The following is a 26,107-nucleotide window of genomic DNA, read 5'->3' as shown; positions in this document are numbered from 1 at the left end:
CACGGTCGGTATCACGTTCACCTGAAGGCGATGCGGTGAGAATTCTCGGCGCGAAAGGATTTCTTTTCGTTCAGTCGGTTCGTTCGCCGGTGGAGTCACGAACCGGTGGCGGTCCGCGCCGGATCGCGATCACCACGGTGTCGTCGGCGTGCAGGACGACGTCGTGCATTTCGGTGGCGAGCGCGCTGGGGACCGTCGCGGTGGGTCGCCTGGCGTGGCGTGGGGCGGCGGCCAGTAGCCGGACTTCGCCTTCTTGGTGGTTTTTGCGGCTTTCGGTCAGGCCATCGGTGTAAAGAAGGATCAGGTCTCCCGGGGTCAGGGTGCGGCGGACCAGGCTGCCGGTGCCGGGGTCCGGGAAGCCGACGCCTCGGCCGGGGACGGCGGGCACCAGGAGTTCGGCGTCACCAGCGGCCGTGACCAGCACCGGGCGGGGGTGGCTGCCGTTGGCGACGGTGATGTCGCCGGTGGCCGGGTCGAGCCTCGCCAGGAGCACGGTCGCCATCAGGTCGGGTTCGATGGTCGCCAGGGTGCGGGCGGCGCGACCGATCAGGTCGTCGAGGGGGTGGCCCTCCAGGGCGAGGGTGCGGATGGCGTGGGTGACGGTCAATGCGTGCCGGGTCGAGGTGACGCCGTGGCCGACGGCGTCGACGAGGGTGACGTGCACGGTCCCGTCGGGCAGCACGAACCAGTCGTAGAGATCTCCGCCGGTGGGGGAGTCCGATTCGCTGGGCGCGTAGTGCACGGCGAGGTCGAAATCGTCCACGTGTGGTGGTGGCGGGCGCAGCGCGTCTTCCAGTTCGCGGAAGATCACCGCGTGGGCTTGGCGGAGTTGTTCGTCTCGTTCCTCGAGTTCGACGTACATGGCGAGCACACCGCTATTCGTTTCGGCGAGTTCGTGTTTGAGTTCCCGCTGTTCCTGGGTGACCGCGTCGGCACGAACGATCAGGGCCAGCATTTCCTGGCGGGTGGCCAGTTCGTCGTCCGCGGGTACCGGCGCCGCGTCCTGGACGGAGGGGAGATGCCAGGTCAGGGTCGCGCTGTCCCCGGCGTCGGGCAGCAGGGGCAGGGTATTGCGGTGCCGTTGCCCGACGGGGCGGGGAAGCCGGAGGGTGACGGCCAGCCTTCCGTCACCCGCGGAGGTCGAGATTTCGGGTGGCCTGTCTGTCTCTGCCGCGCATTCGGCGAGAAGGGTCACCGCGAGGACGAGTTTGGCGCGGTCGTCGTCGGCGACACCCGCTGCGGCACAGGCCTCGCGAAGGCGGCGGCGCAGCCCGCCGATGGGGGAGCGCGTCATGACGTGCCCGTTCCGGAGCCGATCGCGATCACGGTGGCGTCGTCGCGGGGGTCGCGGTGCCGGTGGGCGAGGTCGGCGGTGAGCAGCGACGGCACCGGGAGCGGGCCGAGCGGGGCCGCGCCGCGCCAGCCACCGCCGATTCCGTCGGTGTGCAGGACGACGAGATGGTGTGCCGTCAGGTCCACGGACCGGACGTGGGCGTCCGGCAAGGTGAACCCCACGACGCCGGGCATGCTGAGCAGCGGGCGGCTCTGCCCTGGGCCCAGCACCAGGCCGCTGATGTTCCCGGCGCCGCAGAATTCGAGCCGGTCACCGAAGATCCGGGCCAGCGCGACCGCGGCGCCACGGGTCTGCCGCAAGGTCCGGTGCATGGCGGCGAGGTGGTCGGGTAATGGGCGTCCCGGGTCGCGGCGGAAGACGTCGACCGCGGTCTCCGCCGCGTCGCTCGCCTCGGGGCCGTGGCCGAGTCCATCCACGATGGCGATGGTCCGGACACCGGGTTCCGTGGCCACGGCGAGAGCGTCACCGCACCGGGTTTCCCCTTCACGGGCAAGGCGGACGTGGGCCACGGCCGCGACGGCGGTGCCAGGGACCAGTGTCCGTGCCGCCGCGACGGTGCCCGAGCGTGCCGCGGACCGGATCCGGAACTCGGTGGCCAGCCTGCCGACCGCGCCGAGGCCGGTGCCCAGGGTCGCGGTGGTGCTGTGGCCGTCGATGCGCCAGTACTCCAGGTCGGCCATCCCCGGACCGGAATCGGAGGCGTAGACGTCGACGCCGGCTCCGGCGAGGGATCGCTGGACGAAGACCACCCCGTCGGTGGCGTGTTTGTCGATGTTGCCCGCCAGCTCCGAGGTGATGACGGCCACGCGTTCGGCGAGCACCTCGGGCAGGCCCGTTTCCGCGGCGACCTCCCGGGCGGCGCGCGCGGCGGTGTAGACCGCGCTCGCGTGGTCGATGCGAATCTGGCGGGTGAGGTGCGCGAGGGTGACGGTCATGGTTTCCAGCGCACGATCGTGACCGTGGTACCGCGGCCACGGGCGGTGTCGATGGTGAAGTCGTCGACGAGCCGCCGGGTGCCGCCGAGACCGTGCCCGAGGCCGGCGCCGGTGCTGAAACCGTCGGCCATGGCCTGCTCGACGTCGGCGATCCCGGGGCCCTCGTCGCGGACGGTCAGTTCAAGGCCCACGCGCCCGCGGCCGTCGCGCAGCACGGTGATCGTCATCGTGCCGCCACCGCCGTGGATGTAGGCGTTGCGGACCAGTTCGCTGGCCGCGGTGACGATCTTCGTCTGGTCGACGATGGAGAAGCCCACTCCGACCGCGCTCGCCCGCACGGCGTGGCGGGCGGTGAGCAGGTCTTCCTCGGCACGGACGGCGTGTTCCCGCGAGGGGATGTCCTGTCCGGGGCCGGCGAGTTCGTCAGGAAGCATGAGGCGCCTCTTCGGCGGCCCCGCCTGCACGGCGCCACCCCAGCAGTTCCATGGCCTGTTCGGCGTTGAGCGCGGTCTGGACGCCGGTGAGCTGCAGGCCGAGTCCGGACAGGGTGATCGCGACCGCCGGGCGCATGCCGGCGACGATCATCCGCGCGCCGAGCAGGCGCCCGGTGGCGGCCAGTTGCATCAGCACGCGTGCGACGAAGGAGTCGATGATCTCCAGCCGGGAGATGTCGAGGATGACGCCGCGGATCTGTTCGTCGGCGATCCGGGTGGTGAGCTCGTCGGTGAACCGCAACGCGGTCGTGTCGTCCAGATCCGCCAGCAGCCCGCTGATCAGGATGTCCCCGAGCCGCAGGATCGGCAGCCCGGCCTGCGCGGTCACCCGGTCACCGCGCCGGTGCGGTCACCGAGCAGCTCCAGCGCGGTGGCGAGGGCGTCGGCCAGCGAGCCGCGGGTGACGATATGCGAGAGGTCGATGCCGAGCTGGGTGATGGTCTGCGCGATCGACGGGCGGACCCCACTGATCAGGCATTCGGCGCCCATGAGCCGCACCGCGCTCACCGTCTGCAGCAGATGCTGCGCCACCGCGGTGTCCACAGTGGACACGCCGGTGATGTCGATGATCGCCACGCGGGCCTCGTGGGTCTGGATCGACTCCAGGAGGTTCTGCATCACGACCTGGGTGCGGGCGCTGTCGAGCGTGCCGATCAGGGGCACGGCCAGCACCTGCCGCCACAGCCGCACCACGGGGGTGGACAGCTCCAGCATCTGCTGGTGCTGGCGGCGGATGATCTCCTCGCGCCCTTCGACGTAGACGGAGAAGGTGAACAGGCCGGCGGCGTCCAGGAGCTGGTTGACCATCAGGGACGCCTGGTAGCGGACCGCGGGGTCTTCGCTGCGGCGTTCGAGCGCGGCCATGGTCGTGCGTTTCAGCGCGAGGATCGCCGTGGCCGTGACGGCGGGCGCGGCACCGGCGCGAGCGCGCCGTTCGGAGAGCCCGCGCAGGGCGGAGTTGACCGCCTGGTCGCGTTCGATGATCTGGGTCAGCGGCAACTCGGTGCCGAGCGCGTCGCGGAGTGCTCCCAGCAGCTCGATGGCCTCGCGCCGCAGTGCGGATTCGTCGAGCAGGACCGACGAGCCGGTCGACTGCCACCGGATCCACTCGTCGGCGAGCCCGTCTCGATCTTCACCGAAGATCCGCGACAGCAAGTCCCGGACGGCGGAGTCGTCCGTCCTTGGCACGGTGGCCTCCCTGGGGTTCCAGGTCGCCACCGGCTACCGCGGATCAGCGACTGTTGTCATATGACAACAGTTAGCCTACTTCAGAGAGTTCGGTAAGTCACATCCGGCTCTGGTCGCCTGCCGCCGCCTCGCGGAATTCCCGCAGGCCGGTGGCGAGTGCCGCCCTGGTCTCCGGGGTGAGTTTCGCCAGCACGGCATGCAGGCTTTCGCGCCGCCGGGCCCGCAGGTCCCGCAGGTACGCGTGGCCGCGGTCGCTGAGCCGCAGCGTGATCTCGCGGCGGCTGGCCGAGCTGGGCAGCCGTTCGAGGAAGCCGACCGCTTCCAGCCGGTCGCACAGGCGGCTCACCAGCGGCGGGGTGGAACCGAGTACCTCGGCGAGGGCGCGCAGGTTCAGGCCGTCGTGGTGGTCGAGTGCCACGACGGCGCGTACCTGGGACGTCGACAGCGGACGCGGTGACGCCTCGCGAGCCCGCTCGAACATGATCTCGAGCAGTTCGGCCGTCTCGGTCACGGCCGCCGCCACCGTTTCGGCGCCTGGCGGCTCGGGGGACCGATTCACAGAACCACTGTCGCATCCTTATGCTGAACTGTCAGCTCAGCTCACCGCGGCACGTCCTCCGACCGGTCCGACGAGCGGTGCGGACTTCTTCCCGTGTGCTCGATCTTCAGGCACCGGGTTCCCGGTGAGCAGGAGGCGAACGCGGTGGACAGATCCTTGGCAGTCGAGCGAGTCCTGCGTGGCGTCCAGCCTCACGCGTTGCTCGACGGACTGCGGGCGGCGCTGAGCGAACATTTCGGCGCCACCGCTGTCGAACTGCTGATGGCCGATTACAGCCTCACCGAACTGAGACGGGTGACCGTCCTGCCGTATACGACCGAGCCGATGCCGGTGACCGACACCGCGGCGGGCGAAACCTTCACCACCCAGCGGGCGACGTTCGAATCCACCGAAAACGGCGTCCGCGCCAACCTTCCGGTCACCGTGCGCGGCGACCGGCTCGGTGTCCTGGTCGTCACGCTGCCCGAGGAACCGGCACCGCCGGTGTGGGCCGAACTCGGCCGATTCGCCGAAGCCCTCGGGCACGAGGTCTTCGTCGCCGACCGCGACACCGATCTGTACGTGCAGGCCCGCCGCTCGTCACGGCTGACGCTCGCCGCGGAGATGCAGTGGCAGCTGCTCCCCGGCCGCGCGTGCAGCAGACCCGAGTTCGCGCTCGGCGGCCAGCTGGAACCCGCCTACGCCATCTACGGTGACTGCTTCGACTGGTCCGCTTCGGCCCGCGCCTTGACGGTCGCGTTGGTCAACGGCATGGGCGAAGGCAGCAGCGCCGCTCTGCTGACCAACCTCGCCGTCAACGCGCTGCGCAACGCCCGTCGCGCCGGGATCCCGCTGGAGGCCCAGGCGGAGTTGGCCGACCAAGCCATCTACGCGCAGCACCGCGGTCAGGAACACGTCGCCACGCTCCTGCTGGAATTCAACCTCGCGACCGGTGAGATCACCGCGGTCGACGCGGGCTCACCCCGCCTGTGGCGGCTACGCGACGGCAAAGCCGAGCGGGTCCACTTCGACGAGCAGCTTCCCCTGGGCACCTTCGAGGACACCATCTACACCGCCGAAACCCTGCAGGCCTTGCCTGGCGACCGCTTCGTCTTCGTCAGCGACGGCGTCTACAACGCGGCCGGACCGCACGGAGAACTCTACGGCGACCACGAACTGACCCAGGCCATCCTCGCCACCACGGAACGGCCGGCGGCGCATGTCCCGAGCGCTGTCCTCGCCGAACTGCGCGACCGCCGCGAGGGCGGCATGGCCGCCGACGACGCCATGGTCGTCTGCCTCGACTGGTTCGGCTCGAACCCCAGCGGCGACCGGGAATCCGACATCGCGACCGCGGCCACCGACGAGACGAAGAGCTGACAGCACACCTCGACGCGCGCTGACGATCAACGCGAGACCGTCGCGGCCTCAGCAGGGTTTCAAGGTCGGTATCCACCCGGTCAACCGGATCAAGGACGCTTTCGCCAGTAGAAGTAGTGCCTGGTGAAACGCCCGTCGTAGACCACGTTCGCGCTCACCAATTCCCAGCCCTCGGCTGCCAGGTCATTCATGTGGCTGTCGACAACGGAGTCACTCGACATCTGGCTGTGGCGATAGATCCAGTGTTCGGTCATGACTCTCTTATAGCGGAGCACGCCCGGCTTCCTGATTGCTGCCGTCAGGCAGGTCGCCCGGCTTCGGCCAGCGCGCGTTCCCGTACCGCCCGCACGACGTGGGAGTGGGTGAACGCGGACGACACCGCGCTCAGCCAGGCGCTTTCCTCCCGCACGCCGGGATGTGCCGCGTCCGGGCCGGTCGGAGGACGCGGCCAGCTGCGGCCCGCCTCGCGCATCACCAGCGCCGCCGCGAGTTCGGCGGCGGCGCGCGTGGGTTCGTCGACCGGGACGCGCAGCCAGTCCCCGAGCTGCGGCGGAACGTGTGCCCGCAGCGCGAGGAGGCCGTCACGGATCTCGATCACCCTGCGGTACAACGTGAACTCGAGATCGTGGCGCACGGGCAGCGCGATCTGCGGATGGGCGGCGACGAGTTCCTTCCACAACGGTGTCACCGCCCGGATCCCTCGCCACGCGCGCGCCAGCCGGAGCGCGCCGTCCCAGGTGGTGAACAGTCCGCCGAGGACCCACAGCACCATCGCGCCGAGTCCGACGAGGCGGGCGCGTGGCATGAAATCGAGGTCCGCGAGATCGGTGATCTCCAGCCACAGCGAGGGAAGCCCGGAGAACAGCACCCACGCGATGGTCGCGACGGCGGCGCAGACCAGGATCCGCAGACCGGTCCGGAACGTCCCCTGTGGACGGGCGGCGGCGCTGCGGGCCAACGTGCGCGTGAACATCACCAGACAGGTGATCCCGTATGTGGTGAGGACCACCTGGTAAGCGACGACGCTCAGACGCCACTGGAACGCGGGTGTGCCCACTTCGAGCCGATGCGGGACGATGTCGGCGTAACACAGGACCATCACCGCCCAGCACAGCACGATGGGCCAGAACGGCGTCGGCTTTTCCGGTGACCGGGTGCTACGGACCACCTGGACCAGCGCGCGCATCGCGAGCAGTTGCAGCGCGTTGGTGACCAGTCGCGGGAGCAGGTCGTCGCCGAGCAACCGGACCGTGGCGTCGGCGGAGACGGCGAGGCCTGCCGCCATGCTGAGGAAGAACGTGACCAGATGCCTTGGCCCGGCACGAACCGTCATCAGCCTGGTGATGCCGATCGACGCCAGCAGCGCGGCGGACAGATAGCTGATCACGAACCGAGGGCGTGGCGCAGCCGATCGGATTCCGGCCCGGCGCTCGCGGCCCGGCGCATGAGCAACGACGCGAAGAGTTCAGCTTCCTTCTCCTGCTCCTCCGCGTACGTCGTGCGGCCGAGGACGCGGCGGACCAGGTCCACCGAAAGCGAGGGCGCGACCATCGCGGCGATCGCCTCCGGCCGCACCTCGCCTTCGACGTGCCCGCACAGCAGATGGCCGAGTTCGTGCAGCAGGATGTGCCGCTGGTGCAACGGAGACGTGTCGCGCGTGTAGAACACATAGTCCGCCCGATCGGTGGCCGCGAGCACCCCGCACGGTGCCCCCGGCCGCGCCTCGAGTGCCACCAGCTCGATGGGCCGCCCCCGCATCGCCGCGACCTCGCCGAACAACGTGGCGACGTCGAACGGTTCCGGTAGCCGCACGGTGGCCGCGACCCGCTCGCATCTGCGCCAGAGCGCGCTCTTTCTGCCGAACATGGCTACTCCCCCTGGTCACGCATGGCCTCGCGCCGCTTGATCGCCTCGACGATGTCGGACACGGTGCCGAGCCCCTCCTCGGACAACGTCACCGCGCGCAACGCCAGATTCCGTACGGCGACGTTGCGTAACGCTCCCAGCAACTCGACCTCTTCGGCAAGAGCTCTCCCTTGCTCGTCGTCGAAGAAGTACGCGGGCGGCACCTGGAAGAACCCCGCGAGCGCTTCGAGGTGCCGTTTGGTCGGGTTGTCCCGGCGACCCGTCCGCAGCTGCCAGAGGTAGGCGGCGGAAAACGACTCGCCGGTGCTCTCCCGGCATGCCCGCGCCACCTCCTCGTGACTGTACTGCTCACCGTTGGGCCGCCGGACCACCTGGAAGAGGCGGTCGATCCGTTCGGTGAGCGTGCTCGCCCGTGGTTCGGTCATCGCCACCTCCGTAAGCTGAAATGAATATTGTCAAGATTAACGTTCATGTGAGTTGACAGCCGATCCGGCGCCCCCTTACGGTCATCACGTTAGCTGAGATGAATGACTGAAGGGAGTCAGTCGATTCTGGCTGACGACTCAGAGGGGAGCTCTCATGAAGAAGTTGCTGACCGCGGCCGCCCTGGCGGTGGCCGCGGTGACCTTGTCGGCGTCGCCCGCGTTCGCCGTGGAGACGGGGGATTTCCACGCCAGCGGCATCGGACCGTACCCGGGGGACGCCATCAGCTCGGCGGAAAAGGTCGCCCGGCTGTACGCCCGCAACACAGGCTGGCTGGATTCGCAGTGTTACGTCCGCGCCTCCGACGTCCGGTCACACTTCAGCTACTACAGCGCGACCGTCTGGCTCTACTGCCAGCGCTGAAATCGGGAGGGGAAACCATGAACAGAACGATCGCCCGCGTCACGGGGGCCGCCGTGGTCTTCGCGGGACTCATGACACTCGCGCCGGGAGTGGCGAGCGCCCAGGAGACCCGTGCGTTCCTCGGGACCACCGTGGAGAAGACGTCGGCCTCGGCCAAGCGGACGGCGTTGCAGCAGGCCTACAACGAGGCGTCCATGTACGGGTACGCGCCGGAGCAGTGCGTGACCATCCACCTGTACTCGGTGAGGATCAGCTCCGTGATGTACCGGGGTGAAGCCGGGATCCACTGCACGAAGTAGGCGGTACGGCGAAAGCCGCTTTCGCACCATTGAAGGGTGCGAAAGCGGCTTTCGCGACTCGACCGGACGATCACGACGGCCGGCCAGGCTGACGCTGTGACCTGGCGGGGCGGTTGATCCTGATCGGCTCGGTCATCGCCGCGCCGCCGATGTCTGTCCTCTTTGGAGTGATCATCACGGTTTTCCGCTGTCGACGCGGCGGGGTTTGCCTTGCTTTCCGGAAGGATTCGGTTCGCGCGACGTCGTCGTCGTGCACCGGGGGCCTGATGGCTTGGTGATCGAGGAGGTCGGCTGCCGCAGCCCCGAAGAAGTCGCCGAGGACAGCACAACCCCGCCTGACCGCGGGCCGACGAACCGCGCCATCCCTTGAGGAGTACGACGGCGTCTTGATGAGCACCGAGGAGTCGGCACCTACCAGGTCATCCGCATCATTCGCATGCACCTCGAGCCGTGGGACCGGATGAACCGCCTCCAGCAAGAACACGGTTTCGGGCGCCGCAAGGACACCGGCGCGCCCTTGAGCGGTCTCCGGGAACGCGACACCCCCGACCCGCACGGGCACATCACTCCGCTGGACTCCCACGCCCGGCTGGCCAACCCCCGCACCCCCGAAACCGACCACCAGCGCATCCTGCGCCGCGGCTACAACTACGACCACGGCCTCGACCACACCGCGACCCACGACCTCGGCGTAGCGTTCTGCTGCTACCAGAAAGACATTCAGCGACAATGCGAACCCATCCAGACCCGCCTCGACACTTCTGGCCACGCCGCCCCGAGTGTCCTGAGCATGGATGGGACGACGCCGCTGGTCATGTTCCGCGAGAACCCACAATTGTGCGCAGTCTCAAAAACGACACGAACAGATGCCCATGTCCGGCCTGCCACCCCGACACCGCATCACCAACTGCGCCGCCGCACCCGGTTCTGGACGCAAGCGTTCGCCAAATCGCCGGGCGGTCACCTGCTCTGTTTCTGCGCGGCGCTCGCCCCGGTAGGAAGGACGGGAACCGCCCGAACGGCTGACGACTGAGCTGGAGCGATCACGCGGCGGCCGAAGTGGCGTTCATCATCGAGCTCGGTAAAGCCGGTGCGTCGGTCGAGCTCGCGACGCTCGGTGGCGTGTTCCTCGCGGAGCTTGAGCACGCCTCGTACATCAGCGTCGGCACCCTCTATCAGCTGACGATCGATGTTGCGGCGTCATCCGTGCCGGAATGGCGCCACCACGCGAGAAGGTTTGCGGAAAGAACTTACTCGGCGGCGATGGCCGAAATCTACGAGTGGGAGGATCTCCAGCGGCTGCTGGCGATCCTGGACTACCTCCTACCATTGAGCCCTGAGCTGATGGAGACGGCCGAGGGCGAGGTCGAAGACCGGAAGCACGAACTGGCTATCGAAGAACTGGAGAAGTGGTCCGATCCGGACCACGAAGCCGACGTCGACGAGGAGACACTCTACGAGATCCTGGACTATCTGGAGATGGAAAATCACGGTCTTGTGGAGGAGTACGACCGCGCCCGGAAGTACGCCGACCAGGACCCGGAACCCCTACGCGTCCCGCCCGCGCAGTTGACTTTGACTTCAGCCCTTGTGGATCATTCTGAAAGGACTGATTCGATGTTCTCGACGTTGCGGGAGGATTGAGCGCGTCAACATCGTTCTTTGGCTTCCCGACCTTGGCCGCCGACTGGTCATGGTGTCCGACACAACCTCGAAGCCCTACTCGGCATCGAACTGCGGACCGATGTGTGGCGGGCAGAGGGTTACTCGGAACGGTGGGTGGTGACTTTCTCGATCACCTGTGCGCGACGGTCCAAGTGGCGCGGGTGCAGGGGAGCCTCGTCGGGTGCGGTTTTGCCCTGCTGTCGAAGAAATCGAGCTAGCCGGTTGTAGTTGCCGGGGTTGTAGTCGGCCGATCTGGGATTGGCGTTGAAGACGGTGCGAAATCCGGGTTTCTGGCCTTGTTCGTCAGTGAGGCGTGGGTCGTTACAGGTCAGGTGGATCGAGGCGGTCTTCTCGTCGTACCAGACGTGGACCGGGTTGCGGGCATCCCCCAACTGCACGTAGTTCCCGCCGCTGTTTCGTTCATCATGGCTCTCGTTGCTCATCGTGGCCTCGTCTCGGGCTCGGGTTGAGATTCATTCGCAGGCGCGTGTGGTGATCTCTTTTGCGACGGTCGGTCACCGCGGCCATGGCGTTACAGCTGAGGGTTACGGATGCCCGGCTTGTTCAAAGACAACGCCCGCTGACCTTGACGTCGGCGAACTGCGAAGGGCGGGAGAGCTCGCGCATCGATCTGTTTCGCACACAGAGTCCAGCGCTTTCACCAGGCCATTGGACGAAGGTCGCAGGCATACCGAGGAGAAGCCGGTTGAGGGGCAATGAAGCGTTACCTATGGTTGCGGGTTCAGTCGCGTTGATGACGGCACTAGCGTCGGCAGCTTGATGGCGACAGCTATCAAGGGCGAGGTGGCGCCGGAGAGTGCGCTCGCCGTTGCTGAGCAGGGCTGTTTGGGTGAGGGGCAGGCCCAGCCGCTGGCGGGCGCCGGGGAAGCGGCGATGTGGTGCCGGAACGACGACCTCGACACCCTGGTCGTAACCGTCAAGCGGAGCCATGGCGAGGTCCGGATCGCTCACTTGACGCTTGCCGGTAGTCCAATGGCTGCCAATATCCCCGGATATGCCTCGCTGGCGCGGCTTCTCGGCGGCAGGCTGTAGCGTCCGAAGTTAAGCGAGCCATCCGGTCTTCTGATCGACCCGGGCACGGCATGGCGCTCAGTTGCCTGCAGGCAAGGCCGCGAGACGCATCGGCTTTGATGGGAACAACGTGTCCGAGGCAGCACAAGACGGGAACAAGGACACGGCATGTCGTGAACGGCAGCGCTGGCCGTCCGCGGCTGACGAGGATCGGTTTCCGAGTGCTGCTGGCAACGTTGTTCAGTTCACTCCGGCGAACGATGCCTCGGTTCTCCACGTATCGGGCAAGCGGGTGACCTGACTTGGCTCAAGATCGCTGATCTTGGGTAGGGTGCTGGCTGTTGAGCTGCGGTTTCGTCGTGTGAACGGCGAAAATCTGCGCACTAAGCGGCCGGTTCCAGGGGTCTGCCCATCGCTTCCCGGTTACGGCTTCAGTGACAAGCCGGCCGCGCCGGGTGGGGGATCGAGCGGATACCCGACGCGTGGTGCGAGCTGATGGCCCGGCTCGGCTACCGGCGGTTCGGCGCCCAGGGCACTAGCATCGCCACGAGCATCGGTCAACGGCAACCCGATCGGGTCGCCGGCATCCATCTCATGCCGCCGCTCGCACCGCCCGATCCGGCCACGTTGGACGACCTCACCGGTGCCGAGCGGGCGGCGCTCGCGACACTGCGGGAGGCGGACGAATGGGGCTCCGGATACTCGGCGCAGCAGTCGACCCGGCCGCAGACGGTCGGCTACGGGCTGGTCGAATCGCCGGCCGCCCTCTGCGCCTGGATCGTCGAGAAGTTTCTGGTCGTGGACCGACTCCGGTGGCGACCTGCATCGGGTTATTACCCGGGATGAGCTGCTCGACAACCTGATGCTCTACTGGCTGCCCGGCACCGGTGCCTCATCCGCCCGGCTGTACTGGGAAAGCCTCCGGCGGGTCAACGAATGGATCTCCGGGTCGGCCGGCGCGCCGGCGACCGTACCCACCGGCTGTTCGGTCTTCCCCAAGGAGCTACAGCGCCCGTCTCGGCGGTGGGCGGAGCGCCGGTTCCCGAACATCCGGTACTGGAACGAGCCCGGCAAGGGCGGCCACTTCGCGGCGTTCGAGCAGCCGACGTTGTTCGTCGACGAGGTCCGGTCATTCTTCCGGCTGGTCCGCTGATGGTCACCCGTACTCGGTAAGCGGCTGGCTAAAGATCAACAAGTGCCCATCGGGTGTCCGTACGTTGAAGTCGCGCATCCCGTAGGGCCGGTCAGCCGGTGGCTCGACGATGTCGGCGCCGCGGGCGCGCAGCTCGTCGTGGCAGGAATCGACGTCGTCGACGATAACCGTCACCCTAGCCGGGCCGACGCTGCTTTCGGCGTACAAGTGGAACTCGGCGGTGTCGCGGATCACGGCCGCGTAGCTAGGTGGGGTCTCCCAGGTGAATATGGTGTCGAATCCGAGCGCGTCCGTGAAATACGACCGCGCTGCCTGCACATCTCGGCACGGCAGCACGGGAACCGCCACCCGCATGACCATTCCGTCACCTTATCTGACTTTGGCTCAAGATCGCTGATCTTGGGCAGGGTGCTGGCTGTTGAGCTGCGGTTTCGTCGTGTGAACGGCGAAAATCTGCGCACTAAGCGGCCGGTTCTAGGCTGTCTCGTGGCGTATGTGCGCACGGTGAAGACGGCGTCGGGGGCCAGGGCGGTGCAGATCGTGCACTCCTCGCGTCGCGGGACATCGAGCACATCGGCTCGGCGCATGACGATGCGGCGTTGGAGGCGCTCAAGGCGGTGGCGAGGCAGCGTCTGGCTGTGGGGCAGCCCGAGCTCGACTTTGGCCCGGACTTCGCGGCGTTGCAGGCCGGCAGTGGTGCTGGTGGTGGGCCGCTTGCGATCACGTCGTCGCGGATGGGGTACCTGTGGGACGCGCTCGGCCACGCCTACCAGCTGTTGGGGTTCGAGGAGGCCGCTGGTGGTGACGAGGTGTTCCGATCACTGGTGCTGGCACGGATCGTCGAGCCGACCAGCAAGCTGGACAGTCTGCGGGTGGTCGAGGAGGCAGGTTTCGACCCGCCGGCGTACGCGACCCTCAAGCGGCGTCTGCCCACGTTCGCGAAAGAGTCCTGGCGGCAGAAGTTGGCCGCGGCGTGCGCCCGCACCGCTGATCTGGGGCCGGCGTCACTGGTTCTCTACGATGTGTCCACCTTGTACTTCGAGACCGATGCCGGGGACGGGTTCCGTGAGCCCGGGTTCTCCAAAGAACGCCGCCTGGAGCCGCAGATCACGATCGGGCTGCTCACCGACGCAAGCGGGTTTCCGTTGATGGTTAACGCGTTCGAGGGCAACCGGGGCGAGACCACTACGATGCTGCCGACCATCCTTGCGTTCATGGATGCCCACCAGCTCGCTGATGTCACGGTCGTGGCCGACGCTGGCATGATCTCTGCGGCCAACCAGCAGGCCATCGAGGCCGCGGGGTTGTCGTTCATCCTCGGCGCGCGGATACCCGACGTGCCGTACGTGGTCCAGGCGTGGCGCCACGAGCACCCGGATGAGCAGATCCCCGACGGGCACATCTTCACCCAGCCCTGGCCTGCCGGCCCCAAGGACCAGCGCCGCGACCAGATCATCTACTACCAGTACCGGGCGGACCGGGCTCGGCGCACCCTGCACGGCATCGACGAACAGGTCGCCAAGGCCGAGCAGGCCGTCGCCGGCAAGACCGCGGTCAAACGCAACCGGTTCATCCAGCTCACCGGCGCCACCAAGAGTTTCAACCGGACCCTGGAAGTCAAGGCACGCGCCCTTGCCGGCCTCAAAGGCTACGTCACCAACCTCCCGGACGTCACCGCCGAGTTCGTGATCGACGCCTACCACCGACTGTTCCACATCGAGAAGTCGTTCCGAATGTCTAAACACGACCTACGTGCGCGGCCGATCTACCACCACAAGCGCGAGTCGATCGACGCGCACCTGACGGTCGTGTTCGCCGCCCTGGCCGTCAGCAGGTGGATCGAGCAGACCACCGGCTGGTCGATCAAGAAGTTCGTGCGCACCACCCGCCGCTACCGCACCATCAACATCCAGGCCGGCGAGCACGCCCTCACCGCCGTCGACCCGCTACCCGACGACTTCCGCGATGCCCTCACCCGCATCCACGATCGCGGTGCGCACTAATTTGAGCCAAGTCAGGGCAAGCGGGTGAAGCTCCTCCGCGTTGACCTGCACGGATGGTCGCAGTTCGATACTTCGCGGCGCTCCCCGGCACCGTGGCGCAGGGAACTTTTAATCCGAGGGAATCTGCAGCTCGTCGGTGCGACCGGGTTTCGCACTTTGCGGAACCCGGGGAGCACTACCCAGTCGGGTTACGCAACTGGACAGAAGATGTGACCCCAGTTGGCGTGGGTGGGATGGCGTGCTCCAGAGTTGCTGCAGCTACTGAACAGTAACTGAAATTCGCCGCACCAATTCTCAAAATGGGGCCAAACGAAAAAACCGCCCTACCTCGGCTGATCTGCCAGGTGGGCGGTGTTTCGTCATTGTGGAGCTAAGGGGACTCGAACCCCTGACCCCCTCACTGCCAGTGAGGTGCGCTACCAGCTGCGCCATAGCCCCGGAGCGAAGTTGTACTCCGCATCTCGTGTGTCCATACATTACACCGCCCGCGAGGGCCGTTCACGCGGGGGTCATCTTGCGAGGGTGCGGCTGGCGGAAACCGGGCTGACCGGCATCTTTTAGCCTTATTTTTAGTTGTGTATTGACTCTGTGTGTGACCCCCGTTACGTTTTCGACCATCGTGACGCCGAGGTCCCCGCCCGCTACGCCGCGTCTCCACTGGGCTCCACCTCAGCTCGCCCTGCCCGAATGACGCGGAGGAGGTCCTGATGAGGGCCAGAGCAGGTCTGTTAACCCTGTTTTCCCTGGTCGGAGCACTGATCGTGGTGGCTCCGACGGCTCAGGCGGCCATCGTGGCCGGCACTTGGTACACGGTGACGACCGGCAGCGGGAAGTGTGTGGACGCGCGCGCCGCCGGGACGGCGAACGGGACGGTCGTCCAGCAGTACGCGTGCAACCAGACCTTCTCCCAGCAGTGGCAGTTCCAGCCGACCTCCGGCGGCTACTACCGGGTGAACACGCGCAACGATCCGGCGCAGGTCTGGGACGTCGCCGACGTGTCGACCGCGGACGGCGGGTTGATCCACTTGTGGGCCTACGGCGGCGGCGACAACCAGCAGTGGCAGCCGGTCGAGGAATCCGGTGGCACGTATCACTTCGTCAGCCGCAACAGCGGAAAGTGCCTCGACATCCCGGGAGCGTCGACGGCGGACAGCGTTCAGCTGCAGCAGTACGCGTGCAACGGCAGCGGGGCGCAGTCGTTCCGGCTCACGCCGGTCACCGGCACCGCCAATCCCGATCTCGGGCCGAACGTGCTCGTCTTCGACCCCGGTATGTCGCAGTCGGCGATCCAATCCCAGGTCGACAGCGTGTTCTCGCAGCAGGAGACCAACCAGTTCGGCTCGAACCGCAAGGCGTTGCTGTTCAAACCGGGCTCGTACAACGTCGACGTCAACGTCGGGTTCTACACGCAGGTGCTCGGGCTCGGCCTCTCGCCGGACAACGTGACGATCAACGGCGCGGTGCACGCCGAGGCCGACTGGTTCCAGGGCAACGCGACACAGAACTTCTGGCGTGGCGCGGAAAACCTCTCCGTGAACCCGAACGGCGGCACCGATCGCTGGGCCGTTTCGCAGGCCGCGCCCTATCGGCGCATGCACGTCCGCGGCAATCTGCAGCTCGACGACGGCGGCTGGTCCAGCGGTGGCTGGATGTCCGACGTCAAGGTGGACGGCCAGGTCCGTTCCGGTTCGCAGCAGCAGTGGATCTCGCGCAACTCGCAGTTCGGCGGCTGGAGCGGCTCCAACTGGAACATGGTGTTCGCCGGTGTCATCGGCGCGCCGTCGACCAGTTTCCCGAATCCGCCGTACACCACGGTGAACACGACGCCGGTCGTGCGGGAGAAGCCCTTCCTCTACGTTGACGGCGCGGGCGCGTACCAGGTCTTCGTGCCTTCCACGCGCACCAACGCGTCGGGTATCACGTGGGGCGCCAACCAAGCGGGGACGTCGCTGCCGATCAGCCGGTTCTTCATCGCGAAGCCCGGCACGACGGCGTCGCAGCTCAACGCGGCCCTCGCGGAAGGGAAAGATCTCCTGATCACGCCGGGCGTCTACCACCTCAACGAGACGCTCCGCGTGACCAGGCCGGACACCGTCGTCCTCGGCCTCGGGCTGGCGACGCTGGTCCCGGACAACGGCATCACCGCGATGACGGTGGCCGACGTCGACGGCGTCAAGGTGGCCGGTGTACTGATCGACGCGGGCACCACGAACTCGAACACGCTGATGGAGGTCGGCCCGGCCGGCGCCGCGCAGGACCACGCGGCCAACCCGATTTCGTTGCACGACGTGTTCTTCCGCGTCGGCGGGGCGGGTGTCGGGAAGGCCACGAACAGTTTGGTGGTCAACAGTGACGACGTCATCGGCGACCACCTGTGGATCTGGCGCGCCGACCACGGCAGCGGGGTCGGGTGGGGCACGAATACCGCCGACACCGGCCTGACCGTCAACGGTGACGACGTCACGATGTACGGCCTGTTCGTCGAGCATTACCAGAAGTACCAGACGATCTGGACCGGAAACCGCGGCAGGACGTACTTCTACCAGAACGAAATGCCTTACGACCCACCGAATCAGGCCGCCTGGATGAACGGGTCGACGCGCGGTTACGCGGCCTACAAGGTGGCGAACTCGGTGACGGACCACCAGGCGTACGGGCTCGGCAGTTACTGCTACTTCAACGTGAATCCGAGCGTGGTCGCCGATCGCGCCATCGAGGTGCCGAACACCCCGAACGTGCGGTTCCGCAGCATGGTCACCGTCTCCCTCGGCGGGAACGGGACCATCGCCAGGGTCATCAACAACACCGGCGGACCGTCGAATTCGGGGACGAACGTGGCCAACCTCGTCGCGTATCCCTGAGCCCCGGTGCGCGCCGTGATGGCGGTCGCGGCGCGCACCGGCCCCCGAACGGGTGGCGTGCCGCGCGGACGCTCTCCGGCGCTTCGATACTCGAGACATGCCTCTCGTCGGTTTCACCGCCATCGAACCCCGCCTCGCCTGGCCGCTCGCCGCCGTCCGCGGGGTCTTCGCCGTCCTGTTCGGGGTGCTCGCGCTGATCTGGCCGGGCACGACCGTCCTGGCGCTGGCGATCATCTACGGCATCTACGCGATCTTCGACGGCATCGGCGGCGTGATGCAGGCCTTCCGGCCGGGCGACGCCGCCCACCGTGCCGCCTACGGGGTGCTGGGTGCACTCGGCATCGTCGCCGGTGTGCTGGTCCTGCTCTGGCCGGGGATCACGGTGCTGGTCCTCGCCCTGCTGGTCGGCTTCTGGGCGATCTTCACCGGCATCGTCGAGATCGTCGCCGCGATCCGGCTGCGCAAACAGATCGAGGGCGAGGCGTTCCTCATCGCGGCGGGCGCGCTCTCGCTGATCGCGGGCATCGTGATCGTGTTCAACCCGATCGCGGGCGCGTACGGGATCGCGCTGCTGGCCGGGATCTACGCCCTGATCTACGGCGTGATCCTGCTCGTGCTGGCCTTCCGGCTGCGGAAGCTCGCCAAAGCCTGAGCGGTGCGGTCGTGGAGGACGTGCTCCGCGTCGGTGAGCATGAGCCGACGCTACCCGGGATCGCTTAGGCTGATCCGGTGAGCCAGCCGATCCTGTTGACCGTCGACGACGATCCCGCCGTATCCCGTTCGGTCGCCCGCGACCTGCGCAAACGGTACGGGAAGGACTACCGGATCATCCGGGCCGATTCCGGTGCCGACGCCCTTGAGGCGTTGCGCGAGATCAAGCTGCGCGGTGACGCGGTGGCCGCGATCCTCGCCGACTACCGGATGCCGCAGATGGACGGCATCGTCTTCCTCGAGAAGGCGATGGACCTGTTCCCCAACGCCCGCCGCGCCCTGCTGACCGCCTACGCCGACACCGACGCCGCGATCCAGGCGATCAACGTCGTCGACGTCGACCACTACCTGCTCAAGCCGTGGGACCCGCCGGAGGAGAAGCTCTACCCGGTCATCGACGCGCTGGTGGAGACCTGGCGCGCGGTGGGGGAGCGGCCGGTCGACCAGATCAAGCTCATCGGCCACCGGTACTCGTCGCCGTCGTTCCACCTGCGCGACTTCCTGGCGCGCAACGCCGTGCCGTATCGCTGGTACTCGGTCGACGACGACGAGGGCCGCCGGATCCTGGAGGCCGCGGACGCCGCGCCGCAGGACATCCCGGTGCTGGTCACGCCGGACGGCTCGGTGCTGCGCCAGCCGTCCGGGCCGGAACTCGCCGACGCCGTCGGTCTCTCCACGCGGCCCGCGCAGGAGTTCTACGACCTGATCGTGATCGGCGGCGGGCCTGCCGGGCTCGGGGCGGCCGTGTACGGCGCGTCGGAGGGGCTGCGCACGGTCATCGTCGAGCGCAAGGCCACCGGCGGGCAGGCGGGCACCAGCTCCCGGATCGAGAACTACCTCGGCTTCCCCGACGGCGTTTCCGGTGCCCAGCTCACCGACCGCGCGCGGCGACAGGCGCTGAAGTTCGGCGCCGAGGTGCTCACCGCCCGCGACGTCGTCGGTTTGGAGGCGCGCGGTTCGGCGCGCGTGGTCCTGTTCGGCGACGGGACCGAGATCGCCGCGCACGCGGTGGTGCTGGCCAGCGGCGTCACCTATCGCGCGCTGGAGGCCACGGGCATCGCCGAACTCACCGGCCGCGGCGTCTACTACGGTTCCGCCGCCACGGAGGCGCCCGAATGCAAGGGCGAGCACGTCTACATCGTCGGCGGCGCGAACTCGGCGGGCCAGGCGGCGGTGTTCTTCTCCAAACACGCCGCCGAGGTCACCATCCTCGTCCGCGGCCAGTCGCTCGAAGCGTCGATGTCGCACTACCTGATCGAGCAGATCGCCGGGATCGAGAACATCCACGTCCGCACGCGGACCACGGTGGTCGAGGCACACGGCGACGACCACCTCGAACAGCTGACCCTGTGCGAGAACGGCGCCACCACCGAGACCGTGCCCACCGGGCATCTGTTCATCTTCATCGGCGCCGCGCCGCGCACCGACTGGCTGGGTACGGAGATCCTGCGGGACGACCACGGTTTCGTCCGGACCGGACCCGATCTGCTGACCGACGGCGCCCAGCCGCCCGGCTGGCCGCTGGAGCGCGACCCGCACTACCTGGAGTCGTCCATCCCCGGTGTGTTCGTGGCCGGTGACGTCCGTGCGGCGTCGGTGAAACGCGTCGCCTCGGCCGTCGGCGAAGGCGCCATGGCGGTCACCCTGGTTCATCGCTACTTGGAGGAACAGTGAGCGTTCTGCCCAGGGAAGAACTGCGCGGGCTCTTCCTCTTCGAGCATCTCAGCGAGGAACAGCTCGACTGGATCGACGAGCACGCCGTGCTGGAGCGGTACACCGGCGGCGAGACGATCATCCGCGAGGGTGAACCCGCGACCTGCTTCTATCTGTTGTTGTCCGGCGCGCTGCGGATCACGCGGCTCGTCGGCGGCACCGAGGTCGAGGTGGTCCGCTCAGACCAGCGCGGCGCGTACTGCGGCGCGACGCAGTTCTTCGTGCACCAGGAGACCGAACACACCTACGGCGCTTCGGTGCACGCGGTCAGCGACCTCACCTTCCTGACCCTGCCCGCGGCCGAGTTCGCCACCGAGTTCCGCCGCTGGTTCCCGATGGCGACGCATCTGCTGGAGGGCATGTACCTCGGCTGGCGCAACAGCGACACCGTGATCGGTTCGCGGCGGCGCCTGCTCGCGCTCGGCGAGCTGTCCGCCGGGCTCACGCACGAACTCAACAACCCGGCCGCGGCCGCCGTGCGCGCGACGGCGTCGTTGCGGGAGCGCGTCGCCGGGATGCGGCACAAGCTCGCGATGCTGGCGAAGAAGAGCGTCGACCCGGCGCTGCTGGAGCAGTTGCTCGACATCCAGGAGCAGCTGGTCAAGCAGGTCTCTTCGGCGCCGAGGCTGACCGCGATGCAGCAGGCCGACCGCGAGGACGAGATCGGCGACTGGTTCGACGAGCACGGCATCGACCAGGGCTGGGATCTCGCCGACATCTACGTCCGCGCCGGGCTGACCGTGCCCGATCTCGATCGGTTGCTGGAATCGGTGGGGGAGACCTTCCTCGACGGCGCCGTCCGCTGGCTGGCGTACGCGCTCGAAACCGAGATGCTGATGGGCGAGATCGAGGACTCGACGACGCGGATCTCGGTGCTGGTCGGCAAGGCCAAGCAGTACTCCCAGATGGACCGCGCGCCACATCAATGGATCGACGTCCACGAAGGGCTCGACTCCACCCTCGTCATGCTCGCCGGGAAGATCGGGCCGGGCATCCGGGTGGTGAAGGAGTACGACCACACGGTGCCGAGGATCCCGGCGTACGCGGGTGAACTGAACCAGGTGTGGACGAACGTCGTCGACAACGCGCTCGGCGCCATGGGTGCCGAGGGCACGCTGACGCTGCGGACGTCCCGGGTGAACGACCACGTGCACGTCGAGATCGGCGACACCGGCCCGGGGATCCCGGCGGAGATCCGGCAGCGGATCTTCGAACCGTTCTTCACCACCAAACCGGTGGGGCAGGGGACCGGACTCGGCCTGGACATCTCGTGGCGCATCATCGTCGAACGGCATCAGGGCGACCTCCGCGTCGACTCGGAACCGGGGAAAACGCGGTTCACCGTCTGCCTGCCGATCTCGGAGCAGTCCGTGATCTGATTTTCCTTCTGCCCCAACGTTTCGACAGAAACTGACGACTTCTTCCGTTCATCGATCGTTCATTTCGAAATGGCTCGCCCGCGCGTCAAAAGAGGTGAACGGGCTGAAGGATCAGGCCTGTGAACGAGGGGGTGGGTCGGTGAAACGCCGTCTGTCGATCGGCCTGGCCGTGGTGCTGCTGCTGGCCGTGGTCGCCGTGATCGTCTGGGGCCGGGGCGGTGACGAGAACACCGCGCGGGGTACCGATCTGACCACCGTGCGCGGGGTCATCGGTTCGGAGAAACTCGCGTTCTTCTCCGACAAGCGGGTGGCGGACGCGTTCGCCAGGCATGGCTTGAAGGTCGAGGTCGACACCGCGGGTTCGCGGCAGATCGCGAGCATGGACCTCGGGAAGTACGAGTTCGCGTTCCCGTCCTCGTCGCCGGCCGCGCAACGGATCCAGCGCGATCACCAGGTGACGGGAGTGCACACGCCGTTCCAGTCGCCGATGGCGATCGCGACCTTCGAACCGATCGTGAACCTGCTGGCCGCCAACGGGATCGTGCGCAAGGGCGCCGGGGACTACCAGGTCCTCGACGTCGCGAAGTACCTCGAACTCACGCAGAAGGGCACACGCTGGGATCAGCTGCCCGGCAACACCGCCTTCCCGGCGCGCAAGAACGTCCTGGTCACCACCACGGATCCGCGCGAGTCGAATTCGGCGGCGATGTACCTGTCGATCGTTTCCTTCGTCGCCAACGGGAACAACGTCGTCAACACGCCGGAGGCCGAGGCGAAGGTGCTGCCCGGGGTGTCGAAGCTGTTCATCGACCAGGGATACACGCAGAACAGCACCGAAGGGCCGTTCGAGGACTACCTCGCCGCGGGTATGGGCAAGACGCCGCTGGCGCTCATCTACGAGTCGCAGTTCGTCGACAGGCTGGTGCGCGGCGACGGTTCGATCAGGCAGGACATGCGCCTGCTCTACACCGCGCCGACGGTGTACTCGAAGCACACACTCGTCCCGCTCAAGCCGAACGGCGACCAGGTCGGCAGGCTGCTGGCGACCGATCCGGAACTGGGGAAACTCGCCGCCACCTTCGGATTCCGCACCGGTGACCCGCGGTTGTTCGCCGACGTCGTCGCCGCGGCGAAGGCCCCGGTGCCCGCCGAGCTGGTGGACGCCGTCGAACCGCCGTCGTTCGAAACCCTGGAGCGTCTGCTCGACGCCGTGAAGAAGCAGTACTGATGGACGATTTCACGCTCACTCCACCCGAACCGGTGGAGGCGATCCCGGCCGAGCGGGCCGCCGGCCTGGTCACTCTCGCGCCGGAGGTCCACGCTGAGGTCGCGAAGCGCGCGGAGGGTTTCGCGCGGCGGCTCGAAGCTCTCGACGTCCGATCGCCGGAGTTCACCCGCGTCCTGGACGAACTGCTCGCGGTCGGGGAGGCCGACATGCGCGCGGCGGCGGCCGTCGCGGGCGCGCTGCTCGATCGCTCGACGCGGGCGCTGGCCGAAATCGGGTCACCACAACAGCAGGCGACGGTCAGCCTGGCCGGGCTGCGGCGGGTCGTCGCGGAGATCGATCCCGCGAAACTGCCGATCACCGGCCGGAAACTGATGGGGCTGATCCCGGTCGCGGGCAGCGCGAAGAAGGCATTGGATCGCTACCGCGCCGCCAATGAGCCGGTGAACGCGCTGGTACTGGACCTGCGTGCGCGCCAAGACGTCCTCCGCCGCGACAACGCCGCGCTCAAGGGTGAGCGGGAGCGGCTGTGGAAGACGCTCGGCAAGCTGTCGGAGGCGGCCGCCTTCGCCGAGGCGGTGGACGCGGCGGTCGAGCGGCAGGCGGAGATCTTCGATCTGACCGATCCGGCGCGGGCGAAAGCGCTGCGGGCCGACGCGCTGCATCCGATCCGGCTGCGGCATCAGGATCTGCTGACCCAGCTGGCCGTGAGCGCACAGGGCTATCTGGCGCTGGATCTGGTGCGGCGCAACAACGACGAGCTGATCCGCGGGATCGAACGGGCGGTGTCGACCACGGTCGCGGCGCTGCGGGTCGCCCTGCTGGTGAGCGGCGCGCTCGCCGGGCAGCGCGACGTCCTCGACGAGGTCCAAGCCGTACAGGCCACCACCGACGGGCTGATCAGGGCCAACGCCGAACTGCTGGAACTGCGCAGCGCCGAGATCCAGCGCGCGGGCAGCGATCCGGCGGTGGCGGTGGCGACGATCCGCGAGTCGTTCGAGCGGATCTATCGCAGTATCGACGCGATCGACGAGTTCAAGGCGGGGGCCGTCTCGACGATGGCGGCGACCGTGGAGGCGTTGTCCGGGGAGATCCGGCGTGCCGAAGACCATCTGCGCCGGTCTCACGAGACGGCGACGGCCGAGGGGGCATCGTGAAACGCTGGGCGGTCACGGCGATCAGCGCGGTTTGCGCACTGTCGCTGGTTTCCTGTGCTTCGAGTGAAGGCGGGACGCAAGGACTCGGGGAGGCCGAACCCGGCACTCTGCGGGTGCTCGCGGGCAGCGAACTGGCGGATATGCGACCGCTGCTGGAGCAGGAAGCGGCGGCCACCGGGGTCAAGGTCAAGTTCCAGTTCACCGGGACGCTGGAGGGCACCGAATCGCTCGCGAGCGGGAACGCGGACGGCCAGTACGACGCCGTCTGGTTCTCGTCGAACCGCTATCCCTCGGCCGTTCCCGAAGCCGCGAAACGCTTGGGAGAGCAGGCGAAGATCATGAGTTCGCCGGTGGTGCTCGGGCTTTCCACGTCGGCGGCGCAGCGGCTCGGCTGGGCCGGGCGGCCGGTGGGCTGGGGGGAAATCGCCGAACAGGCCGGGAAGAAGACCTTCACCTACGGTATGACCGATCCGTCGGCGTCGAACTCCGGATTCTCGGCGCTGGTCGGGGTCGCCTCGGCGCTCGCGGGCGCGGGTAACGCCATCGACGCCCAGCAGATCGCTTCCGTCACCCCGAAACTGACCGAGTTCTTCAGCGCGCAGGCGATGTCGGCGAGCTCGTCCGGCTGGCTTTCCGAGGCATACCAACGGCGCGCGACCGGTCAGGATCCCGGCAAGAAGGTCGACGGCCTGATCAACTACGAGTCCGTCCTGCTGTCGATGAACGCGAGCGGGAAGCTCCCCGAACCGCTGACGCTGGTGTACCCCTCCGACGGCGTCGTCACCGCCGATTACCCGCTGACGTTGTTGCAGAGCGCGAATTCCGACGCGCGCGACGCGCACCGCAAGCTGGCCGAACGGCTGCGCACCCCGGACACGCAGCGCAAGATCATGGAGACCACGCAGCGCCGCCCCGTCGTGCCCGGCGTCCAGCTCGGGCAGCAGTTCGCGCGGAAGGACCTCGTCGAGCTGCCGTTCCCGGCGACGCAGCAAGCGGTCGACGCGTTGCTGGGCGCCTACTTCGACAAGATCCGGCGACCCTCGCGGACGCTGTACGTGCTCGACACCTCAGGCTCCATGGCGGGCGACCGGATCGAGGCGCTGCGGACCGCGCTCGCCGGGCTGACCGGCGCCGACGGTTCGCTGACCGGGCGGTACCGGCGGTTCCGCAGCCGCGAAGAGGTCACGATGCTGCCGTTCGACACGGTGCCGGGCCGCCCGGAGACCTTCGTCGTCCCGGAAGGCGATCCACAACCCACCTTGGACAAGATCAAGCATTTCGCCGAAGACCTCGACGCGGACGGCGGTACCGCGATCTACGACAGCCTGGATTGCGCGTATGAGATCCTGGGGCCGCTGGTCGCCCGGGACCCGGACCGGTTCACCTCGATCGTGCTGATGACCGACGGAGCGAACGCGGGCGGCTCCACGTTCGCGGACTTCCAGCGGAAGTTCCCGGCATTGCCGGAGGCGATGCGGCAGATCCCGGTGTTCACCGTGATCTTCGGCGAGGGTGACTCCGCCGAACTGAGCGAGGTCGCGAAACGCACCGGCGGAAACGTCTTCGACGCGCGTGGTGACGTGCTGCCCAAGGTGTTCCAGGAAATCCGCGGGTACCAATGATCCGGTACCTCGGCTCCACGAAGAACCTCGCCGGCTGCGTCGGCGGGCTGATCGGGCTCGTGCTGTACCTGACCGGCGTCGTCGGCGGGCTGTGGCCGGTGGTCGTCGCGGGGCTCTACGCGGTGTTCGCCCTGCTCGCGCCGCCCGAACGGGTCCGGCTGGTGGGGGTGGACGCGGTCGTCGAAGCCGGGCAGCTCCGGGCGGATCTCGATTCGCTGGTGGCCAAGGTGACCGAGCGAGCGCAGCGGATGCCGGAGTCCTCTGTGGACGGTGTACGGCGGATCGCCGGGATCATCGACGACATGTTGTCACGGCCGGAGCGGTGGGCGGCCAACCCGGACGTCCAGCACGCCGTCACCCGGTTGGCGCGGACGGATCTGCCGCTGTCGGTGGAGACCTACCTGAATCTGCCGTGGTGGTTCGCGGGCAAACGGCGGGCCGGTGAGCCGAGCGCTTCCGACGAACTCCTCGCGCAACTGGAGCTTTTGGAGACCGAAGCGCACCGCATCGCGGAACGGTTCTACGCCGGCGACGTCCACCAGCAGGCCGATCACACGCGCTATCTGCGCGAGCGTGGTGAATCGGCTTAGCGCGTCCCGATCATCGGAAAGCGAAAAAAGTCTGCCGGTCATTCTGCATGGGCACGCCCGATTTCCCGTGGTGGACTGCGTAACGCCGATCAGGTC

General features: G+C 67.7%; 27 protein-coding genes, 1 tRNA gene and 2 pseudogenes. 17 read left to right on the top strand and 13 right to left on the bottom strand.

What is annotated here, in order from left to right; genetic code table 11:
- Positions 1 to 70: 70 nt before the first annotated feature.
- The 6 genes from ACZ5ZX_RS16295 to ACZ5ZX_RS16270 form a co-directional block, all read right to left on the bottom strand.
- Complete coding sequence (locus tag ACZ5ZX_RS16295; protein ID WP_465502802.1) at positions 71 to 1,294, bottom strand: PP2C family protein-serine/threonine phosphatase; 1,224 nt, start codon at positions 1,292 to 1,294, stop codon at positions 71 to 73.
- The gene (locus tag ACZ5ZX_RS16290) at positions 1,291 to 2,289 is read right to left on the bottom strand and encodes an ATP-binding protein (protein WP_465502801.1); all 999 of its coding nucleotides are present in this window, start codon (positions 2,287 to 2,289) and stop codon (positions 1,291 to 1,293) included. Before ACZ5ZX_RS16290 ends, ACZ5ZX_RS16295 begins: the two co-directional genes overlap by 4 nt.
- The gene (locus ACZ5ZX_RS16285; protein WP_465502800.1) at positions 2,286 to 2,723 is read right to left on the bottom strand and encodes an anti-sigma regulatory factor; all 438 of its coding nucleotides are present in this window, start codon (positions 2,721 to 2,723) and stop codon (positions 2,286 to 2,288) included. The genes ACZ5ZX_RS16290 and ACZ5ZX_RS16285 overlap by 4 nt, the downstream gene beginning before the upstream one ends.
- On the bottom strand, positions 2,713 to 3,111 hold the full coding sequence (locus ACZ5ZX_RS16280; RefSeq protein WP_465502799.1) for an STAS domain-containing protein: 399 nt from the start codon (positions 3,109 to 3,111) through the stop codon (positions 2,713 to 2,715). Before ACZ5ZX_RS16280 ends, ACZ5ZX_RS16285 begins: the two co-directional genes overlap by 11 nt.
- Positions 3,108 to 3,971 (bottom strand): STAS domain-containing protein, encoded by an 864-nt coding sequence (locus ACZ5ZX_RS16275; RefSeq protein WP_465502798.1) that lies wholly within the window; start codon positions 3,969 to 3,971, stop codon positions 3,108 to 3,110. Before ACZ5ZX_RS16275 ends, ACZ5ZX_RS16280 begins: the two co-directional genes overlap by 4 nt.
- A 97-nt stretch (positions 3,972 to 4,068) precedes the next feature.
- Positions 4,069 to 4,530 carry a MarR family winged helix-turn-helix transcriptional regulator gene (locus tag ACZ5ZX_RS16270; RefSeq protein ID WP_465502797.1) on the bottom strand — a complete coding sequence of 154 codons (462 nt, stop codon included), beginning with the start codon at positions 4,528 to 4,530 and terminating at the stop codon, positions 4,069 to 4,071.
- A 144-nt stretch (positions 4,531 to 4,674) separates the two neighbouring features.
- Between ACZ5ZX_RS16270 and ACZ5ZX_RS16265 the strand changes: the two genes are divergently transcribed.
- A complete protein-coding gene (locus tag ACZ5ZX_RS16265) occupies positions 4,675 to 5,889 on the top strand; it encodes a PP2C family protein-serine/threonine phosphatase (RefSeq protein ID WP_465502796.1) in 1,215 nt (404 codons plus the stop codon).
- A gap of 89 nt (positions 5,890 to 5,978) precedes the next feature.
- Here the strand turns inward: ACZ5ZX_RS16265 and ACZ5ZX_RS16260 are convergent, their stop codons facing one another.
- The 4 genes from ACZ5ZX_RS16260 to ACZ5ZX_RS16245 are packed head-to-tail and all read right to left on the bottom strand — an operon-like array spanning position 5,979 to position 8,180.
- Positions 5,979 to 6,143, bottom strand: a complete 165-nt coding sequence (locus tag ACZ5ZX_RS16260; RefSeq protein ID WP_465502795.1) for a hypothetical protein — start codon at positions 6,141 to 6,143, stop codon at positions 5,979 to 5,981.
- Positions 6,144 to 6,187: 44 nt separating this feature from the next.
- A complete protein-coding gene (locus ACZ5ZX_RS16255) occupies positions 6,188 to 7,276 on the bottom strand; it encodes an MAB_1171c family putative transporter (RefSeq protein ID WP_465502794.1) in 1,089 nt (362 codons plus the stop codon).
- On the bottom strand, positions 7,273 to 7,755 hold the full coding sequence (locus ACZ5ZX_RS16250) for an ImmA/IrrE family metallo-endopeptidase (protein WP_465502793.1): 483 nt from the start codon (positions 7,753 to 7,755) through the stop codon (positions 7,273 to 7,275). The genes ACZ5ZX_RS16255 and ACZ5ZX_RS16250 overlap by 4 nt, the downstream gene beginning before the upstream one ends.
- A gap of 2 nt (positions 7,756 to 7,757) precedes the next feature.
- Positions 7,758 to 8,180, bottom strand: coding sequence for an XRE family transcriptional regulator (locus tag ACZ5ZX_RS16245; RefSeq protein WP_465502792.1), 423 nt, complete (start codon positions 8,178 to 8,180; stop codon positions 7,758 to 7,760).
- 154 nt (positions 8,181 to 8,334) lie between these two features.
- On the opposite strand from ACZ5ZX_RS16245, the gene ACZ5ZX_RS16240 reads away from it, so the two are divergent.
- The 4 genes and pseudogenes from ACZ5ZX_RS16240 to ACZ5ZX_RS16225 all read left to right on the top strand — a co-directional run bounded on the left by ACZ5ZX_RS16240 (position 8,335) and on the right by ACZ5ZX_RS16225 (position 10,544).
- Positions 8,335 to 8,601, top strand: a complete 267-nt coding sequence (locus ACZ5ZX_RS16240) for a hypothetical protein (RefSeq protein WP_465502791.1) — start codon at positions 8,335 to 8,337, stop codon at positions 8,599 to 8,601.
- A 17-nt stretch (positions 8,602 to 8,618) separates the two neighbouring features.
- Positions 8,619 to 8,900: a hypothetical protein gene (locus ACZ5ZX_RS16235; protein WP_465502790.1), complete on the top strand. Its 282-nt coding sequence runs from the start codon at positions 8,619 to 8,621 to the stop codon at positions 8,898 to 8,900.
- Between the two features lie 415 nt (positions 8,901 to 9,315).
- Positions 9,316 to 9,933: pseudogene (locus tag ACZ5ZX_RS16230) on the top strand (hypothetical protein); the annotation flags it as partial.
- Positions 9,934 to 9,959: 26 nt separating this feature from the next.
- A complete protein-coding gene (locus ACZ5ZX_RS16225; protein WP_465502789.1) occupies positions 9,960 to 10,544 on the top strand; it encodes a hypothetical protein in 585 nt (194 codons plus the stop codon).
- 119 nt (positions 10,545 to 10,663) lie between these two features.
- Here ACZ5ZX_RS16225 and ACZ5ZX_RS16220 read toward each other — a convergent pair whose 3' ends face one another.
- The gene (locus ACZ5ZX_RS16220; protein ID WP_465502788.1) at positions 10,664 to 11,008 is read right to left on the bottom strand and encodes a hypothetical protein; all 345 of its coding nucleotides are present in this window, start codon (positions 11,006 to 11,008) and stop codon (positions 10,664 to 10,666) included.
- Positions 11,009 to 11,342: 334 nt separating this feature from the next.
- Here ACZ5ZX_RS16220 and ACZ5ZX_RS16215 point away from each other — a divergent pair, with 334 nt between their 5' ends.
- From ACZ5ZX_RS16215 to ACZ5ZX_RS16205, 3 genes are all read left to right on the top strand, one after another.
- Positions 11,343 to 11,618: a hypothetical protein gene (locus ACZ5ZX_RS16215; RefSeq protein ID WP_465502787.1), complete on the top strand. Its 276-nt coding sequence runs from the start codon at positions 11,343 to 11,345 to the stop codon at positions 11,616 to 11,618.
- Positions 11,619 to 12,092: 474 nt separating this feature from the next.
- On the top strand, positions 12,093 to 12,443 hold the full coding sequence (locus ACZ5ZX_RS16210; protein ID WP_465502786.1) for a hypothetical protein: 351 nt from the start codon (positions 12,093 to 12,095) through the stop codon (positions 12,441 to 12,443).
- Positions 12,444 to 12,459: 16 nt separating this feature from the next.
- Positions 12,460 to 12,750, top strand: a complete 291-nt coding sequence (locus ACZ5ZX_RS16205; RefSeq protein ID WP_465502785.1) for a hypothetical protein — start codon at positions 12,460 to 12,462, stop codon at positions 12,748 to 12,750.
- 3 nt (positions 12,751 to 12,753) lie between these two features.
- Here the strand turns inward: ACZ5ZX_RS16205 and ACZ5ZX_RS16200 are convergent, their stop codons facing one another.
- Entirely contained in the window at positions 12,754 to 13,110 is a 357-nt protein-coding gene (locus tag ACZ5ZX_RS16200; protein ID WP_285484319.1) for a bleomycin resistance protein, read from the bottom strand.
- Positions 13,111 to 13,236: 126 nt separating this feature from the next.
- Between ACZ5ZX_RS16200 and ACZ5ZX_RS16195 the strand changes: the two are divergent.
- Positions 13,237 to 14,753 (top strand): annotated as a pseudogene (locus ACZ5ZX_RS16195) (IS1634 family transposase).
- Between the two features lie 365 nt (positions 14,754 to 15,118).
- Here ACZ5ZX_RS16195 and ACZ5ZX_RS16190 read toward each other — a convergent pair.
- Positions 15,119 to 15,191: transfer RNA gene (locus ACZ5ZX_RS16190), tRNA-Ala, on the bottom strand.
- 269 nt (positions 15,192 to 15,460) lie between these two features.
- Between ACZ5ZX_RS16190 and ACZ5ZX_RS16185 the strand changes: the two genes are divergently transcribed.
- The 8 genes from ACZ5ZX_RS16185 to ACZ5ZX_RS16150 all read left to right on the top strand — a co-directional run bounded on the left by ACZ5ZX_RS16185 (position 15,461) and on the right by ACZ5ZX_RS16150 (position 26,011).
- Complete coding sequence (locus tag ACZ5ZX_RS16185; protein WP_465502784.1) at positions 15,461 to 17,614, top strand: RICIN domain-containing protein; 2,154 nt, start codon at positions 15,461 to 15,463, stop codon at positions 17,612 to 17,614.
- A gap of 97 nt (positions 17,615 to 17,711) precedes the next feature.
- A complete protein-coding gene (locus tag ACZ5ZX_RS16180) occupies positions 17,712 to 18,266 on the top strand; it encodes an HdeD family acid-resistance protein (RefSeq protein ID WP_465502783.1) in 555 nt (184 codons plus the stop codon).
- 77 nt (positions 18,267 to 18,343) lie between these two features.
- Complete coding sequence (locus ACZ5ZX_RS16175) at positions 18,344 to 19,999, top strand: NAD(P)/FAD-dependent oxidoreductase (RefSeq protein WP_465502782.1); 1,656 nt, start codon at positions 18,344 to 18,346, stop codon at positions 19,997 to 19,999.
- Complete coding sequence (locus ACZ5ZX_RS16170) at positions 19,996 to 21,417, top strand: ATP-binding protein (protein ID WP_465502781.1); 1,422 nt, start codon at positions 19,996 to 19,998, stop codon at positions 21,415 to 21,417. Before ACZ5ZX_RS16175 ends, ACZ5ZX_RS16170 begins: the two co-directional genes overlap by 4 nt.
- Before the next feature lie 139 nt (positions 21,418 to 21,556).
- Entirely contained in the window at positions 21,557 to 22,645 is a 1,089-nt protein-coding gene (locus ACZ5ZX_RS16165; RefSeq protein ID WP_465502780.1) for a hypothetical protein, read from the top strand.
- Complete coding sequence (locus tag ACZ5ZX_RS16160; protein WP_465502779.1) at positions 22,645 to 23,799, top strand: toxic anion resistance protein; 1,155 nt, start codon at positions 22,645 to 22,647, stop codon at positions 23,797 to 23,799. The genes ACZ5ZX_RS16165 and ACZ5ZX_RS16160 overlap by 1 nt, the downstream gene beginning before the upstream one ends.
- Positions 23,796 to 25,421, top strand: a complete 1,626-nt coding sequence (locus ACZ5ZX_RS16155) for a hypothetical protein (RefSeq protein ID WP_465502778.1) — start codon at positions 23,796 to 23,798, stop codon at positions 25,419 to 25,421. Before ACZ5ZX_RS16160 ends, ACZ5ZX_RS16155 begins: the two co-directional genes overlap by 4 nt.
- Positions 25,418 to 26,011 carry a hypothetical protein gene (locus ACZ5ZX_RS16150; protein WP_465502777.1) on the top strand — a complete coding sequence of 198 codons (594 nt, stop codon included), beginning with the start codon at positions 25,418 to 25,420 and terminating at the stop codon, positions 26,009 to 26,011. The genes ACZ5ZX_RS16155 and ACZ5ZX_RS16150 overlap by 4 nt, the downstream gene beginning before the upstream one ends.
- Positions 26,012 to 26,107: the final 96 nt, after the last annotated feature.

The sequence above is a fragment of the Amycolatopsis sp. NPDC033938 genome, from assembly GCF_055575975.1.
This window is presented reverse-complemented; position numbering and strand designations above follow the sequence as displayed.